The sequence below is a fragment of the Erysipelatoclostridium sp. An173 genome (assembly GCF_002160495.1).
Lineage (GTDB): Bacteria > Bacillota_I > Bacilli_A > Erysipelotrichales > Coprobacillaceae > Thomasclavelia > Thomasclavelia merdavium.
Map to the genome: position 1 here is coordinate 48,600 of NZ_NFKR01000013.1, position 17,933 is coordinate 66,532.

Here is a 17,933-nt window from a genome sequence, read left to right on the forward strand (position 1 = left end):
AAAACCATAACCAATTCTTTAGATAACCTTAACATTTTGACATGAATTTCTACCATAATATGCCACTGTCTATTTTAATTATACTTTGATTTTATTAGATGACAACTTAATTTATTAAAAAAACACCGTAATTTAAAACGGTGTTATTTCTATAATAAATGGATATTATGCTTTTCGCATTCTTCAATCATTTCTTGAGGCCAGATACTAGCTTGTACTTCGCCAACATGAACTTTATTTAATAATAACATACATAAACGTGATTGACCAATACCACCACCAATTGTATATGGTAATTCTTTATTTAAAATTTGTTTGTGGAATGGTAATTCTAATCGTTCCAAACAATTTTCTGCTTTTAATTGTTTAACTAAAGTGTCTTCATCAACACGAATTCCCATTGAAGATATTTCTAAAGCACATTGTAATGGTTCAAACCAGAATAAAATATCACCATTCAAATCCCAATCATCATAATCAGGAGCGCGACCATCATGTTTAATACCGCTTTTTAATTTCTTTCCAACTCCCATTACAAAAACGCAACCTAATTCTTTACAGATTCTGTTTTCTCTTTCTGTAGGAACCAAATCAGGATAACGATCTTCAAGTTCTTGAGAAGTGATGAAATGTATTTGATCAGGTAATGGATTAACAGCTTGAGGGTATTTATACCAAACTTCGTGTTCCATATGTTTTATTACTTTAAAGATTTCACGTACATGATGTTTTAAAGTTTCTTCATTTCGTTCTTCTTTAGCAATGATTTTTTCCCAATCCCATTGATCTACATAGTATGAATGTAAATTATCGACTTCTTCATCTTTTCTAATGGCATTCATGTTAGTATATAAACCTTCATGCATTTTAAAGTTATATTTTTTTAATGCCATTCTTTTCCATTTTGCAAGGGAATGAACAACTTCAATTGTTTGTCCAGGAATTTCTTTAATTTCAAAAGAAACCGGAGATTCAAAGCCATTTAAGTTATCATTTAAACCACTGTTTCTAGGTACGAATAATGGAGCAGAAATTCTTGATACTCCTAAAACTTTTCCTATTTCTTTTTGAAATGTGTCACGAATGTATTTAATTGCTTCCTGTGTTTGACGCAAGTCTAAAACAGGATCATAGTTTTCTGGTAAAATCAGTTTCATTGTAGTATTAACTCTCCTTTGATTAATTTTTATCCATTGTAACATGTATAAAGACAAGGTTACAACACTAAAATAGTGGATTTTTATTGTAAAAGACTAAAAAAACCGCTAATATTGTACGTGTGTGATAAAGGAGTGTAATAAAAATGGTAATCGATAATAAAAAGTATCAGACTTATTTGCAAATTTTAAAAGAAGAATTGGTACCGGCAATGGGTTGTACGGAACCAATTGCATTAGCTTATTGTGCAAGTAAAGCGCGTGATGTTTTAAATGCTGTTCCTACGCATTGTTTAGTAGAAGTTAGTGGGAATATTATTAAAAACGTTAAAAGTGTAATTGTTCCCAATACCCATTCTTTAAAAGGAATTGAAGCAGCTGTTGCAGCTGGAATAATTGCTGGTAAAACAGATCGAATCCTAGAGGTAATTGCAGATGTAAAAAAGGAACAGATTAGTAAAATAGAAGAATATTTAGCTAAAGATTGTATCGAAATTAAACCGTTGGATAGTGATCATATTTTAGATATTAAAATTACATTGTTCAATAATAATGATAAGGTAGTAGTTAGAATTGTTGATCAACATACTAATATTATCTTAATTGAAAAAAATGATGAAAAAATATTTGTAAAAGATGAAAATTGCAAATGTCAAAAAGAAAATAATAATCGTGATTGTTTAAATGTTGCTGATATATATGAATTTGCAAATACTGTAAAGATAGATGATATCAAAGCAACGATTGAACGACAAATAAACTATAATAGTGCTATAGCTAAAGAAGGATTAGAAAATGATTATGGTGCTAATATTGGTAGTGTATTATTAAAGACTGGTGATGATATTGCAATCAAAGCTAAAGCTATGGCCGCTGCTGGTAGCGACGCTAGAATGAGTGGATGTGAATTACCAGTTGTAATCAATTCTGGAAGTGGTAATCAAGGGTTGACTGTTTCATTGCCGGTAATCGAATATGCTAAAGAATTAAAAGTTAGTCAAACAAAATTATATCGGGCTTTAGTACTAGCTAATTTAATTGCAATTCATCAAAAATCCGGAATGGGTCGTTTATCAGCATATTGTGGGGCAGTAAGTGCTGGTTGTGCTGCTGGCTGTGGAATTGCTTATTTATATGGTGGCGATTATAAATGTATTGCTCACACTATTGTAAATTCATTGGCGATAACTTCAGGAATTATTTGTGATGGAGCAAAGTCTTCTTGTGCAGCTAAAATTGCTGCAAGTGTTGATGCTGGGATTTTAGGATATCGAATGTATATTGAAGGACAGCAGTTTAAAGATGGTGACGGTATCGTTAAAAAAGGAGTCGAAAATACTATCGCTAATGTTGTTAGACTTGGTAAAGAAGGCATGAAAGAAACTGATAAAGAAATAATCAAGATTATGACAAATTGTTAGTTAAAAGCTGTCTAGACTATTAGATGGCTTTTTTATTAGAAAATTTGAAAACTAGTAAAAATAGATTGTAAAGATAAAATATTTTAAAATAAACAACTATTTTTTTATTTTTTAAATAAATACTTATTATTGGCTTTAGATTAATTATTATGATAAACTAGTCATATGTGAGGTGAAATAATGAGCGCGCGTTATGTTGTAATGGATTTTGAAACTACCGGAATCAATAAATATCATGATGATGAAGTAGTACAAGTAGCTATTATTAATCAAGATGATGAAATTTTATTACATGAGTTGTGTTGCCCTAAGCATCATTTTTCTTGGGTAGATGCTCAAAAAGTTCATGGGATTACACCAGCCATGGTAAAAAATAAAATGCCTTTTGAACATTATTTAGAACAGATTATTAGTATATTTGAAGATTATGATTTTATTGTTTGTTACAATATTGCTTTTGAAAAAGGAATGTTGGAAAATTATGGTATTGATGTTTCAAAATACCAGTTTCGTGATCCAATGAAAGAGTTTGCTCCAATTTATGGAGAAAAAAGTTATCGTGGTGGTTATAAATGGAAATCACTGACTGTTTGCGCTCAGTACTTTGGTTTTGAGTTTAAAGCACATGATGCTTTAGAAGATGTAAAAGCTACTCGTTATTGTTTTGATAAGATTCAGGAATTAAAAAATCATAAAAAACAATTGCAAGAAGCAACAATTGATAATTGGCAAAGTTTATTTAGAAAACAGATAATAAATAATGGACAACAAATATATGACAATAACAGTGTAGATATTATATATCAAGAAAAACAACAGATTGTAGCTAGTGTTAAAGGTAGTCAAGATTATTTAGTGTCAATTATTGTTGAACAGGGTAAAATAAAAAAGATGGCATGTAATTGTCCTTATGCAATGCGTGGTAATAAATGTAAGCATATGGCAGCTTTATTGATGAAAATCAATGAGTAGTGGAGGAATTATGGCAAATAAATATCGATTAAAAATTATATATAAAGATATAAATGAAGTTTTTGATATTGAACAAGATAAATCATTTGAAGAACTAAGTGATATTATTAATACTATGGTGGGAATTAAAAAATATCACGATTATACTTTTTTAAAAGGAAAAACTGTATTAGCTGCCAATAACTTGGATACTCGTTTTTGGCAGCTGGCTGGAAATTTAAAATTAGAAGATAAATTATTATATACTGTTAGTGATAATAAGCGTATATATAGTATTAAAGTAATTGTTTGGGATTATATTATTGAATCAGATAATAAAACAATGGAAAAATTTATCCAGATGGCTAAGCATTTAGAAGCAATCAAACCTAAACAAAAATATTATTTATCGGTAAAAAAACAGAATTTTATTGATAAAGCTTTATATGATTGCTATGGTGTCTTAAAGGATTTGGATTTTAGTGGTATTTATAATTTTCATTTGTTGAAAAATAATGAAAATTATTCAGTTGTTAAGCTTATTTATTATATTTTAGATGATAAATACGAATTATGGATTTATAATAATTTAGATGATAAAGAAAATGATGATTATGAGTATTTGATAACTTTTTACCGTGAGGATCGAGCTTATTTTAAAGGATATCAAGGCAGCCATCGTAATATTTTTGTCTTGCATCGTGATAATACTTTAAAAAATAGTGATTTTGAAAATGTATTTAATATTTTGAATCGAATTACATATATGTTAACTACTGTTGATAGTGATATATTATTTAAAAATCATGAAAATTTTTTAGTATATGATTTTGTAACTGAACAAGTGCTAAAATAAAAATGTTTAATATTAATGAAAACTAAAGGATAGATATAATTGATTGTCGATAAATTAACAAATAAAGCTATTGGTAACTTTGCTTAACCAATAGCTTTATTTTTATAAATCAAAATCATCTAAATCATCACTACTATCATCAAAGAATTCTTTGCCAACTACTTTTTTACGATCTCTAGCTTCTTCAACAAGATGTGAAATTAGATCTTTTACTTCTTTTGGATTTTTTACATTTTTTAATAAAACTTCTTTATCACTATCTGCTTTAGTAGATAAAACAATTGTACCAGTACCAAAGATTTTTTGTGCTAATGATCTTTTAAGACATAGATCTGTGATTCGGTATAAAAGTAATTCATCATAGTGAGTATTAAAAAGACCGGTTTCTTGATATAAACGTTCATTTTTAATTTCATATTTAGTGAAACTAATTGGAAACCACATAAAATGTTTTCGATCTTTCCAAACAGTATTGTTATTCATAAAGTTCACCACCTTTATTTGCTTTTAAAAATTATATCAATAATTTTGGTGTTTTAAAATAAAAAATTAAATTGTATAAGATAAAATTATATGATATACTCTCACAGAAATATTTAGAAAGGTATGTAGAATGATTGAAAATAAATTTAATGAATTAGGATTAAGTAAAAATGTATTAAAAGCAATTGCAGCAATGGGATTTTCTAACCCTTCACGGATTCAAGAAGAGGCAATACCAGTATTATTAACAGGTGTTGATGTAATTGGGCAGGCTCAAACGGGAACTGGAAAAACATTAGCATTTGGAAGTGTTTTATTATCAAAGTTAAAAGCTGGTAATGATATATTGCCACAGGCAATTGTTTTATCACCAACTCGTGAATTGGCAATGCAGATTCATGAAGAATTGGGACGAATTGGTAAATTCAGTGATTGTCGAATTACTTGTGTGTATGGAGGCAGTGAAATTGAACGACAGATTCGTAATATTAAAAAAGGTGTTGATATTATTGTTGGAACACCAGGACGGGTTATGGATTTAATGCGCCGTAATGTTTTAAAATTAGACAATATCAAGTATGTTGTATTAGATGAAGCTGATGAAATGTTAAATATGGGATTTGTTGAAGATATTGAAACGATCCTTGAAAAAGTCGATGATGATCGTCAAACGATTTTATTTTCAGCAACAATGCCGACAGGAATTAAAAAAATTGCTCAAAATTATATGCATGATGATTTTAAACACGTTGCGGTAATTTCCAAACAAACTACAGCAACTTCAGTTAAACAATATTATTATGAAGTAAAGCATAAAGATCGTTTTGAAGCGATGTGTAGATTAATCGATGCTGCTGATATTAAAACCGGTATTATTTTTTGCCGTACTAAAAGAAGTGTTGATGAAGTTACAGAAAAAATGCAACAGGCAAAATATAATGTTGAAGCTATGCATGGTGATTTATCACAAAATCATCGTTTGAATACGTTAAGAAAGTTTAAAAATGGAACTATTAATTTTTTAGTTGCTACTGATGTAGCTGCTCGAGGAATCGATGTTGAAAACGTAACCCACGTAATTAATTACGAGTTACCACAAGATATCGAATCTTATGTTCATCGAATTGGACGTACTGGTCGTGCTAATAAAGAAGGACAGGCTTATACTATCATTACGCCACGCGAAAAAAGCTTTTTAAGACAAATCGAACGAGTAACTAAAACAACTATTTCTAAAGCTAAAATACCTACTCTTCAAGAAATTTCTGAAAATAAGATTGGAACATTAGTAAGTCAGGTCGAAGATGAAATTTTAGCTGGAAATCATAAGAAATTTAAATCAATTATCAATGAATTAGATCCAACATTATTACCAGATTTTGCTGCAGCATTATTACATATGTTATATCGTCAACAATTAGGATATGATTATAAACGTGATGAAATTCAAGAGATAACTAATTCTAAAAAACAACGGCAAAGAAATGAAGATGGTTATGTAAGAATTTTTATAACTGCTGGTAGTATGGATCGCATTAAAGCAAGTAATATTATTAATTTCTTTGTTTCTAAAGCTGGAATTAGAAAAGATGATATTGGTGATATTGATATTAAAAGAAAATTTACTTTTGTCGATATTAATGAACAGGTAATTAGTAAGGTGTTAAAAAAATGTAATCGTCAAAAGATCAATAATCGTCGAATTGAAATAGAAATTGCAAACCAAAAGTAAGATAGAAAGATTGTGTGAAAGCGCAATCTTTTTTTTGGAAAAAATAATTTTTAAACCGCTTACACTTGAACCGATTGAATAAGATGTGTATAATATACTCATGGATTAATTCTAAGGAGGATTAGATTAGATGAAAAAATATGTTTATATGTTTAGTGAAGGGAACGAAATGATGCGTGACCTTCTTGGTGGTAAAGGTGCTAACTTAGCTGCTATGGTTAATTTAGGATTACCTGTACCTCAAGGTTTCACTGTTACAACAGAAGCATGTAATGAATATTATGCTGATGGACAAATCATCAATGATGAAATGAAAAAACAAATTGATGAATGCTTAGAAAGACTTGAAAAATTAGCTGGTAAAAAATTAGGAGATATGGAAAACCCATTATTAGTTTCTGTACGTTCTGGGGCAAAATTCTCTATGCCAGGTATGATGGATACAATTCTTAACCTAGGTTTAAATGATCAAACTGTTGAAGTAGTAGCAAAACAATCAAACAATAGAAGATTTGCTTATGACAGTTATCGTCGTTTTATTCAAATGTACAGTGATGTCGTTTGTGAAATCGACAAAGAAAAATTTGAAGAAAAATTAACTGAATTAAAAACTAAAAATGGATATGAAAGTGATTTGGATATCACTGCAGATGATTTTGAAAATATTATTATTCCTCAATATAAAGAAATTTTCAAAACAGAATTAGGAAGAGATTTTCCACAAGATGCTAAAGAACAATTAATGGGGGCTGTTCTAGCTGTATTTAGATCTTGGAATAATGAACGTGCTATTATCTATCGTAATTTAAACGGTATTTCTCATGATTTAGGTACTGCAGTAAACGTTCAACAAATGGTATTTGGTAATATGGGTAATGACTCAGGAACTGGGGTATTATTTACTCGTAATGCTGCTAATGGGGATAATCATATTTATGGTGAATATTTAATTAACGCACAAGGTGAAGACGTTGTTGCTGGTATTAGAACACCTCAAAAAATCGCTAAATTAGAAGAAGATATGCCAGAAATCTATGCTCAATTAGTAAAAATTGTTAAGGGCTTAGAAACTCATTATCGTGATATGCAAGACTGTGAATTTACAGTTGAAAATGGAAAATTATTCATTTTACAAACTCGTAATGGTAAACGTACAGGTCAAGCAGCTTTAAAAATTGCAGTAGATTTAGTACATGAAGGATTAATTACAAAACAAGAAGCTTTAACTAGAATTGAAGCTGATCAAGTATCTCAATTATTACATCCAAACTTCACTGAAGAAGCTTTGAAAAATGGTAAAGAATTAGCAGAAGGTTTACCTGCTTCACCAGGTGCTGGATCAGGTAAAGTATATTTAACAGCTGATAAAGTTCATGAAATGAAAGAAGCTGGAGAAAATGTTTTATTAGTAAGACATGAAACTTCACCAGAAGATATCCAAGGTATGGTTGACTGCGAAGGTATCTTAACTTCTACTGGTGGTATGACTAGCCATGCAGCTGTAGTTGCTCGTGGTATGGGTAAATGCTGTATCGTAGGTGCTAAAGCATTATCAATTGATTATGATGCAAGAACATTTACAATTGATGGTGTAACTTATCCAGAAGGAACTGAATTATCATTAGATGGTACTACTGGTAAAGTATACGAAGGTGTCTTAGAAGTACAAGAATCAGAATTAACTGGTGACTTTGCTGAATTAATGAGCTGGGCTGATGAAGTTAAAACTTTAGCAGTTCGTGCAAATGCTGATAGTCCTAGAGATGCTGAAGTAGCAATTAAATTTGGTGCTGAAGGTATTGGATTATGCCGTACAGAACATATGTTCTTTGAAGGAGATAGAATTGAATATGTAAGACAAATGATTCTATCTGATACAGTTGAAGAAAGAATTAAAGCATTAGATGAATTATATAAATTCCAAGTAGAAGACTTTAGAGGAATTTACCGTGCTATGGTAGGTTTACCAGTAACAGTACGTTTATTAGATCCACCTCTTCATGAATTCTTACCACATACTGATGAAGAATATCAAGCAGTTGCTGATAAATTAGGTAAGACTTTAGAAGAAGTTAAAATTAAAGGTGCTTCATTAAAAGAAATGAACCCAATGTTAGGACATCGTGGATCTCGTTTAGCAGTAACTTATCCAGAAATCTACAATATGCAAGTAAAAGCAATTGTTGATGCTGCAATTGATGTTGAAAGAGAATTAGGATGTACAATTGTTCCAGAAATCATGTTACCATTAATTGGTAGTGAAGCTGAAATTGTATATGTTAAAAATAATGTAGTAAAAGCTATTGAAGCTGCTAAAGAAGCTAAAAACTCTGATATCCAATATAAGATTGGTACTATGATTGAAATTCCTAGAGCTGCTTTAACTGCTGATCAAATCGCTAAACATGCAGAATTCTTCTCATTTGGTACAAACGACTTAACTCAAATGACATTTGGATTCTCTCGTGATGATATTGGAAGCTTCTTACCAGATTACATTGATAAAAAAGTATTCCAAGTTGACCCATTTGTTTCATTAGATCAAAATGGTGTTGGACAATTAATTGAAATTGCTGCTCAAAAAGGTCGTAGCACTCGTCCTGATATTAAATTAGGAATCTGTGGAGAACATGGTGGAGATCCTGAATCTATTAAATTCTGCCACAAAGCAGGTTTAAATTACGTTTCTTGTTCACCATACCGTGTATTAGTAGCTCGTTTAGCTGCTGCACAAGCTGCTGCAGAACAAATTATCTTAGAACATAACAAAGATAAAGTTATCGTATCTGATAAATAAGATAATAAATTTAACGTCTCTTGAATAAAGAGACGTTTTTTCTTTTTATCGTCTAATTATTTTGTTATAATGTTTTTGGTGATTAAATGAAGAAAATTGTTATAGTAGCAACAGGTGGTACAATTGCAGGTAGTGGTAAAGCTGGAAAAACAGCTAATTATCATGCTGGTACAATTGCCATCGAAAATATTGTAGAATCTATTCCGTTAATTAATGATGTTGCAGATTTAGAAGCAATCCAGCTGTTTAATTTTGATAGTAATGAAATGAATGAAGAACGCTGGATTATTTTAGCTAATAAAATTAATGAACTAACAAAAAGAGATGATGTTGATGGTGTTGTTGTTACCCATGGGACAGATACGCTCGATGAAACAGCTTATTTTTTGAATTTAACTTTGCATACCTACAAACCGGTAGTTTTAACTGGGGCAATGAGACCAGCTAGCGCTACTAGTGCTGATGGTCCGTTGAATTTATATCAGGCAGTATGCTTAGCATCAAGTGATGAAGCAATTGGTCATGGTGTTATGGCGGTTTTTTCAAGTACGATATATTCTGGTCGTGATATTCAAAAAACTAATAATTTTAAAACTGATGCTTTTGATCAAAAAGATTTTGGTTGTCTTGGATATATGAACGATGATAAAGTAATGATGTTTTCAAGAATGTTTAAAAAACATACTTTATTATCAGTGTTTAGTAAGATGACTTTAGCTAAATTGCCAGCTGTAGGAATTGTATATTATTATGTTGGTGCTGATGCCCGTATTTTAGATTTTATGGCTCAAAATCATCGTGGGATTGTCATAATTGGCAGTGGCCGTGGTAATTACAATAAAGCCTGGTTAGAAAAAATTGAAAGTTTAAGTGCAAAAGGCATTGTTTTTGTCCGTGCTTCTCGAGTACAGCAAGGGATTGTCATTGAAGATGAATATTTTGATCCTGATAATATTTGTGTTCCAGCCAACACTTTATCAGGTCAAAAGGCACGGGTATTATTGATGTTATCATTAGCATATACTAATGATATTAAGGAAATTAAGAAGATATTTAATGAATATTAGGAAAGGGGCATAATAATGGGACAAATTAGATTAAATCTTGATAGCATTGCAATGATGTTGTTTTGTGCCCGATTAAAAGCCTATAAAGAAGCGCCTTTATCGAATGACGAATGGCTTGTAGTCGAAAAGGCAATTAAAAAACATGGGTTAAAAGGACCAGCTAGTTTATTGTCGATGAGTCAAAGTGAATTAGAGGAATTATTAGAGATCAATGAGTTTGTTGCTTATAAAATGAGCAAGCGAATAAAAACATTAAATATATTTTTAAGTATCTTGAATAATTTTGAAGAAAAAGGTATCAATGTCACTACAAAATACGAAGATAATTTTCCTAATCTTTTAACAAAACATTTAAGAAAAAGAGCACCGTTATATTTATTTTATTGTGGTGATATTAGCATAATTAAAAATGGTATTTCGTTAATGGGGTTAGTTAAAGTAACAAAAAAAGATCGAATTCATACTAAACGTTTGATTGATAAAGTTGTGGATGAAGATTATGTATATATTTCTAATGATTCAAAAGGAATTGATACTGTTGCGTTAAAATATGCTTTACAACATGGCTGTAATTGTGTAAGTTTTGTCTGTGAACGTTTAGCGGCTAAACAAAAAGAATATAGTCGTTATATTAAAAATGGGCAATTAGTAATGTTATGTGCAGAAGATCCGAATTCTTACTTTGATGTTACTAATGCTATTGATCGTAATAGTTATGTTTGTGCTTTATCAAAATATCAGATTATTATTTCAAGTAGCATTAATAACGGTGCTACCTGGTTTACTGCATTACAGAATTTACATAATAAATGGACAATTCCAATGGCAATTGAAGGGGTTTATTTAGGAAATGATCGTTTGTTAGATATGGGAGTAACACCGGTGTATGTAAATGATGTTTTATCTGATTATACATTTGATATGATTTATGAAAAAAATAAAAAAGTAATTGAAAACAATGAGATAAATATTGATCAAATGTCAATATTTGAATTTATAGGAGAATAAAATGGATTATGATTATCGTAAGTTTCCAGCAACATCTTTGATTGTTGGAATCTGTATGGTTGTTTATATATATACAACAATAAAATATGGATTTGAAATGAATGCTTATCAGGGAATTGAAGCTGGGGGATTTAATCCAATTTTGGTAATTGAACTAAATCAATATTATCGTTTAATAACAGCAAATTTTATTCATTTTGGAATTATGCATATTTTTTGTAACTGTTATTCTTTGATAAATTTAGGCTCAGTTATGGAACATTTGTTGGGAATGAAACGTTATTTAATTATATTGTTATCTTCAGCATTGGCAACGACAGTTTTACCATGTATTTATTATATGTTTACTGGAAGTGGTGCTAATAGTATAATGGGAGGTATCTCAGGGGCAATTTTCGGTTTAATGGGTTCATTACTTGCTTTGGCTTGGAAATTTAAAAATGTTTATGCTTACCTGTTTAAACAAATTGCACCTAGTGTTATTTTGATGCTTTTGATTTCTGTATTGATTCCATCAATATCGTTATCTGGACATGTTTCTGGAATGATAGGCGGGTTTGTTGCAACTTTGTTAGTGATTAAATTTATGCCTCTTTCATTTTGGAAACCAAATGACCATAATTTTGTTAATTAATAAGGAGAGAAGAAATGAAACAAACAGTAAAAAAAGCAATTATTCCAGCAGCGGGACTTGGAACACGTTTTTTACCTGCTACTAAAGCGTTAGCAAAGGAAATGCTACCGATTGTTGATACACCAACAATCCAATATATTATTCAAGAAGCTGTTGATAGTGGAATTGAAGAAATTTTGATTATTACTAATTCAAATAAACATTCAATGGAAAATCATTTTGATAAATCATATGAATTAGAAGCTCGTTTAACTGAAGCTGGAAAAATGGATCAGGTTAAAATGATCCAGGATATTGCCAATATGGCTAATATTTACTATATCCGTCAAAAAGAACCTAAAGGGTTAGGGCATGCTGTATTATGTGCAAAATCGTTTATCGGAGATGAGCCTTTTGCGGTTTTATTAGGTGATGATGTGGTTGTTAATGAAGGTGGTAAACCGGCTTTAAAACAGTTGATTGATAGTTTTATGAAAAAAGAAGCTTCAGTTGTAGGAGTGCAGACAGTTGATCATAAAGATGTTAATAAATATGGGATTGTCAGTCCATCTAAATCTCATCCTGTTGAAAGTAATGGCCGTTTAGTTAAACTTAATGATATGGTTGAAAAACCAGAAGTTGATAAGGCGCCTAGTGATATGGCGGTGTTAGGACGCTATGTATTAACACCAAAGATTTTTGAATTGTTAGAGACACAACAAAAAGGGGCAGGAAATGAAATTCAGTTAACGGATGCTATTAAAAGATTAATGGATATACAGGCAGTATATGCATATGATTTTGAAGGTATTCGTTATGATGTAGGAGATAAATTTGGTTTTGTTAAGGCAACAATTGATTTTGCTTTAAAAAGAGATGATTTAAAAGAAAAAGTTCACGATTATATTAAAAAAATTGTAGAGGAAGAAATGTAAATGGGATTTAGTGAAAAATATCAAGAATATAAGCAAAGAAAAGAAGCAAAAGCTTTTTTTAATCAGCATAACACTGAAAAAGTTCGTGGCAGTGACTATTTAATTGCTTTTGCAGTTGGTATTGCGGTAACAGCGTTTTTAAATGTTCTTCTTATTTCAACTGGATTTAGTTTTATGCTTTTAACGGTTGTAATTGGAATTATTCAAGCTCAGGCAATACGACGTGTCTTAAATAAAAGTGGACAGCAGTTAGCTATTATTTCTGTCATAACTTATTTTTTAGGAATGGTTATTTCACAAACTCTATACAGTTATTTGACTTTACCAATAAATGATTTTTCGATTATATTTGATTTATTTTTGACTTATCTTAGATTGTTGTTTACTGGTGATTTTAGAAGTCTGATAATTTATTTATTTGGGGCAATTGTTTCTTATTTGTCAATTAAAGATTAATAGTAATGTTATTTTATCAATTGACTATGTTAAAAAAGATATTTTAAAACATTAATTTTCTATAATCTAATAAAAACACTGTAACTTTAAGTAGTTTTGACTATTTAAAGTTACAGCTTTTTTATTTTAAATTATCTTTTAATATAAAAAATTTTAATGTTGGCAATACAAATAATTTTACTATGTTTTAATGTAATAGTGCAATGTAATATAGGCATTGTACTTAAGGGTAAATGAAAATTATAATTATAGTATAAAAATAATTGTTTTATTATGTGTGTTAATAATATATGGTTTAGTGGTTGTTTTTGCTAAAAAGTTATGACTCATTAGATTTAAAAACTATTTAAAAATTTTTAGACATTATTGTAATAATTGAAAACGTTATTTTTATGGAAATATACTACAATTGATTTATAAAGCGTTTCATACGTGGCTGAATTTTTTGATAAAATCTTATTAATAAATTGAATAAAAATACGATATTCAGGTTTCTAATTTTAATCTTTTAAATAAGTTTAAAAAATTGATATTTTTGAGATTTTTCAATAAGTAAAGTCTTTTGACATTTATATAAACAAAGTAGTATAATGAAGTTATGCAAAAGGAGGATTTAAAAAAATGGCTAAAAAGTTTTTATCAATGGATGGTAATACTGCTGCTGCGCATGTCGCCTATGCCTTTACAGAAGTTGCTAGTATTTATCCAATTACACCTTCATCTCCAATGGCAGAAAATGCAGAAGCGTGGGCCGCTCAAGGTAAGAAAAATATCTTTGGTTCACCAGTAAACGTAATCGAAATGCAATCTGAAGCTGGGGCTGCTGGTGCTGTCCATGGGGCTTTACAAGGAGGAGCTTTAGCTACCACTTTTACAGCGTCTCAAGGACTTTTATTGATGATTCCAAATTTATACAAAATTGCTGGTGAATTATTACCAGGTGTTTTCCATGTGTCTGCAAGAGCATTGGCTACTAGAGCACTAAATATTTTTGGTGATCATCAAGATATATATGCATGCCGTCAAGTCGGAATGCCAATGATTTGCTCTCATTCAGTTCAAGAAGTTATGGACTTGGGAGGAATTGCACATTTAACTGCAATTAAAGCTTCAGTTCCAGTTATGCACTTTTTTGATGGATTTAGAACATCTCATGAAATTCAAAAAGTTGAAGTAATGGATTATGATGTTCTTGAAAGCTTGTTAGATAAAGAAGCATTAGCAAGATTCAAGAAAAATGCGTTAAACCCTCATATCAATCCAATTGAAAGAGGTGGCGCTGAAAACGATGATATCTATTTCCAAGGACGTGAAGCTCAAAATAAACATTACGAAGCTGTTGTTGAAATTGTAAATGATTATATGCAAAAAATTTCTGAAATTACAGGAAGACATTATGCACCATTTACATACTACGGAGCACCAGATGCTACTAGAATAATTATTGCAATGGGTTCTGTAACAGAAACAATTAAAGAAACAATTGATGAATTAGATCGCAGAGGCGAAAAAGTTGGTTTAATTAAAGTACATTTATATCGGCCATTTTCACCTAAATATTTATTAAAAGTTTTACCTGATACAGTTGAAAAAGTTGCAGTATTAGATAGAACTAAAGAAATGGGTGCTACTGGGGAACCTTTATACTTAGATGTTGTAAGTGTATTAAAAGATGCAAAACATGTAAAAACTATAATTGGTGGACGTTATGGTATGGGATCTAAAGATACTACACCACGTCAAATTAAAGCTGTTTATGATCATTTATTAGAAGAAGATCCATTTACATCATTTACAATCGGTATTAATGATGATGTAACTCATTTATCATTAAAAGAAGATCCAACATTCAATGTTGAAGCTGATTATACAGCTTGCTTATTCTATGGTTTAGGATCAGATGGAACAGTTTCAGCTAATAAATCATCAATTAAAATTATTGGTGACCATACTGATTTATATTCACAAGCATATTTTGCTTATGATTCAAAAAAAGCTGGTGGAGCTACTCGTTCTAATTTAAGATTTGGACATTCTCCAATTAGAGCTACTTATTATGTAAATAATGCTGATTTTATTTCTTGTTCATTAGATAACTATGTAATTAAATATGATATGTTAAAAAATCTTAAAGATGGGGGAACATTCTTATTAAATACTGAATTCTCAAAAGAAGAAATAGTAGATTATTTACCAAATCGAGTTAAAAAACAATTGGCAGATAAAAAAGCTAAATTCTATATTATAAATGCTAACGATATTGCAAGTGAAATTGGAATGGGACGTAGAACTAATACAATTTTACAATCTGCATTCTTTACATTAAATCCACAAATTTTACCAATTGATAAGGCTGTTGAATATATGAAAGAAATGGCTAAAAAGACATATGGTAAAAAAGGTGATGCTATTGTTCAATTAAACTATAAAGCTATTGATGCTGGAAAAGATGCTATTGAAGAAGTAACTGTTGATCCTACATGGTCTGATTTAACAGTTAATAATACTAGAGCTACTACAGGAGATGAACATTTTGACCAATTCGTTTCTGTAATTAATAGCTTAGATGGATATGATTTACCAGTATCTGCATTCATGGATAAATTAGATGGTTCTATGAAATCAGGTGTGGCAATTAAAGAAAAACGAGCTATTGCAATTCAAGTGCCTCGTTGGAATAAAGAAAATTGTATCCAATGTAATAACTGTGTAATGGTATGTCCTCATGCAACAATTCGTGCATTCTTATTAGATGAAGAAGAAATGGCTAATTTACCAGAAGATATTGCTGATGACGTATTAACACCAATGGGTAAAGATATGGGTGGTTTAGTATATCGTATCCAAGTTTCACCAGATAACTGTGTTGGATGTGGATTATGTGTTACTGAATGTCCAGGTAAAAAAGGTCAAAAAGCATTAGAAATGGTTAATGTTAAAGAAGAATTAAAACATGCTCCATTAGCAGATTATATGTATGCTAAAGTAAAATATCGTGATGATAAATATCCTTTAACTACTGCTAAAGGTGTTGGATTCATGAGACCTTATTTCGAAGTATCAGGAGCTTGTGGTGGATGTGGTGAAACACCATACTATCGTTTAGTTTCTCAATTATTTGGTAAAGATATGATGATTGCAAATGCTACAGGATGTAGTTCAATTTACTCTGGTTCTACTCCTTCAACTCCTTGTACAATTGATCCAAATGGTCAAGGACCTGCATGGGCAAATTCATTATTCGAAGATAATGCTGAATATGGTTTTGGAATGAAATTAGCTGAAAACTATAAAACAGGTCATTTATTAAAAATTATTGAAGAAAATAAAGATGATTGTGAACCTGAATTAAAAGCATTATTAGAAGAATATGTAGATAATAAAGGTAACCGTAATAAAGAAAGAGAATTAACACCAAAGATTTTAGCAGCTGTTAATGATTCTGCTAATGAAAATATTAAAGAATTATTGAACCATGAAGGTGACATGGTTACAAAATCACAATGGATCATCGGTGGAGATGGTTGGGCATATGATATTGGTTATGGTGGATTAGATCATGTAATAGCTAATAATCAAAATGTAAATATTTTAGTATTAGATACTGAAGTATATTCTAATACAGGTGGTCAATCATCAAAATCTTCACAAGCTGGTTCAATCGCTAAATTTACTGCTGGTGGTAAATCTGTAGCTAAAAAAGATTTAGCCCAAATTGCAATGGCTTATGGACATGTATATGTTGCCCAAATTGCAATGGGAGCTAATACTGCTCAAACTATCAAAGCATTAAAAGAAGCTGAAAGCTATGATGGACCATCATTAATTATCGCTTATGCACCATGTGTTGAACATGGAATTAAGGGTGGTTTAGCAAATCATCAAAGACAACAAAAAGAAGCAGTTGCTTGTGGATACTTTAACTTATTACGTTATGATCCAAGATTAGAAGATCAAGGAAAGAATCCATTACAAATCGATTCTAAAGCACCAAACTTTGATAACTTTAAAAATTTCTTGTTATCAGAAAATCGTTTCGCGCAATTATCTAAAGTTAATCCAGAACATGCTGATGAATTAATGGATAAATGTTTATTAGATGCTAAAAAACGTCGTGAAAGATTAGAAAGAATGGTATAAAATCAGAGGGAAACCTCTGATTTTTCTTTAAAAATGAAAAAAAGTAAAAAAATTATAAAAAAATTGTATAAAAATCTTTACAATTGTAAATATTAATGCTAGAATAACAATGCACTTGGGAAATAGAAAATATTCAACAAAAGAGTGTAGGATAAACTAGTCGGCAAAAGAGCCGGAGAGGACATTGAAAACTGAACAGAATCGAAAGGAACACACGTCAATTAATAGATAAAAAGAGAGCAGAAGCCAAGAGGCTTTGAAAAGGATAAGACAATGGAGAGTTTGATCCTGGCTCAGGATGAACGCTGGCGGCGTGC

Annotated in this window: 13 protein-coding genes; 11 read left to right on the forward strand and 2 right to left on the reverse strand. The window is 30.4% G+C overall.

From position 1 onward, the window contains the following. Positions 1-149: 149 nt before the first annotated feature. Positions 150-1,157, reverse strand: a complete 1,008-nt coding sequence (asnA, locus tag B5F09_RS07465; protein WP_087300168.1) for an aspartate--ammonia ligase — start codon at positions 1,155-1,157, stop codon at positions 150-152. Positions 1,158-1,303: 146 nt separating this feature from the next. On the opposite strand from asnA, the gene B5F09_RS07470 reads away from it, so the two are divergent. From B5F09_RS07470 to B5F09_RS07480, 3 genes are all read left to right on the forward strand, one after another. Beyond that, the gene (locus B5F09_RS07470; RefSeq protein WP_087300166.1) at positions 1,304-2,578 is read left to right on the forward strand and encodes a serine dehydratase subunit alpha family protein; all 1,275 of its coding nucleotides are present in this window, start codon (positions 1,304-1,306) and stop codon (positions 2,576-2,578) included. Between the two features lie 180 nt (positions 2,579-2,758). Then, entirely contained in the window at positions 2,759-3,550 is a 792-nt protein-coding gene (locus B5F09_RS07475) for a 3'-5' exonuclease (protein ID WP_087373312.1), read from the forward strand. A 10-nt stretch (positions 3,551-3,560) separates the two neighbouring features. After that, positions 3,561-4,385 carry a hypothetical protein gene (locus tag B5F09_RS07480; protein WP_087373314.1) on the forward strand — a complete coding sequence of 275 codons (825 nt, stop codon included), beginning with the start codon at positions 3,561-3,563 and terminating at the stop codon, positions 4,383-4,385. A gap of 102 nt (positions 4,386-4,487) precedes the next feature. Here B5F09_RS07480 and B5F09_RS07485 read toward each other — a convergent pair whose 3' ends face one another. After that, on the reverse strand, positions 4,488-4,868 hold the full coding sequence (locus B5F09_RS07485) for a PH domain-containing protein (RefSeq protein WP_087300161.1): 381 nt from the start codon (positions 4,866-4,868) through the stop codon (positions 4,488-4,490). Positions 4,869-4,998: 130 nt separating this feature from the next. On the opposite strand from B5F09_RS07485, the gene B5F09_RS07490 reads away from it, so the two are divergent. The 8 genes from B5F09_RS07490 to nifJ all read left to right on the forward strand — a co-directional run bounded on the left by B5F09_RS07490 (position 4,999) and on the right by nifJ (position 17,616). Continuing rightward, positions 4,999-6,600 (forward strand): DEAD/DEAH box helicase, encoded by a 1,602-nt coding sequence (locus tag B5F09_RS07490; RefSeq protein WP_087373317.1) that lies wholly within the window; start codon positions 4,999-5,001, stop codon positions 6,598-6,600. A gap of 130 nt (positions 6,601-6,730) precedes the next feature. After that, entirely contained in the window at positions 6,731-9,397 is a 2,667-nt protein-coding gene (gene ppdK, locus B5F09_RS07495) for a pyruvate, phosphate dikinase (RefSeq protein WP_087300157.1), read from the forward strand. Between the two features lie 86 nt (positions 9,398-9,483). Beyond that, entirely contained in the window at positions 9,484-10,464 is a 981-nt protein-coding gene (locus B5F09_RS07500; RefSeq protein ID WP_087300155.1) for an asparaginase, read from the forward strand. A 15-nt stretch (positions 10,465-10,479) separates the two neighbouring features. After that, positions 10,480-11,472, forward strand: a complete 993-nt coding sequence (locus tag B5F09_RS07505; protein ID WP_087300153.1) for a DNA-processing protein DprA — start codon at positions 10,480-10,482, stop codon at positions 11,470-11,472. A gap of 1 nt (position 11,473) precedes the next feature. Next, positions 11,474-12,106, forward strand: a complete 633-nt coding sequence (locus B5F09_RS07510; protein ID WP_087373319.1) for a rhomboid family intramembrane serine protease — start codon at positions 11,474-11,476, stop codon at positions 12,104-12,106. A gap of 14 nt (positions 12,107-12,120) precedes the next feature. After that, entirely contained in the window at positions 12,121-13,020 is a 900-nt protein-coding gene (galU, locus tag B5F09_RS07515; RefSeq protein ID WP_087300149.1) for a UTP--glucose-1-phosphate uridylyltransferase GalU, read from the forward strand. Next, entirely contained in the window at positions 13,021-13,476 is a 456-nt protein-coding gene (locus tag B5F09_RS07520) for a hypothetical protein (RefSeq protein WP_087373321.1), read from the forward strand. It abuts the gene before it with no gap. A 621-nt stretch (positions 13,477-14,097) separates the two neighbouring features. Continuing rightward, a complete protein-coding gene (gene nifJ / locus B5F09_RS07525; protein WP_087373323.1) occupies positions 14,098-17,616 on the forward strand; it encodes a pyruvate:ferredoxin (flavodoxin) oxidoreductase in 3,519 nt (1,172 codons plus the stop codon). Positions 17,617-17,933 lie beyond the last annotated feature (317 nt).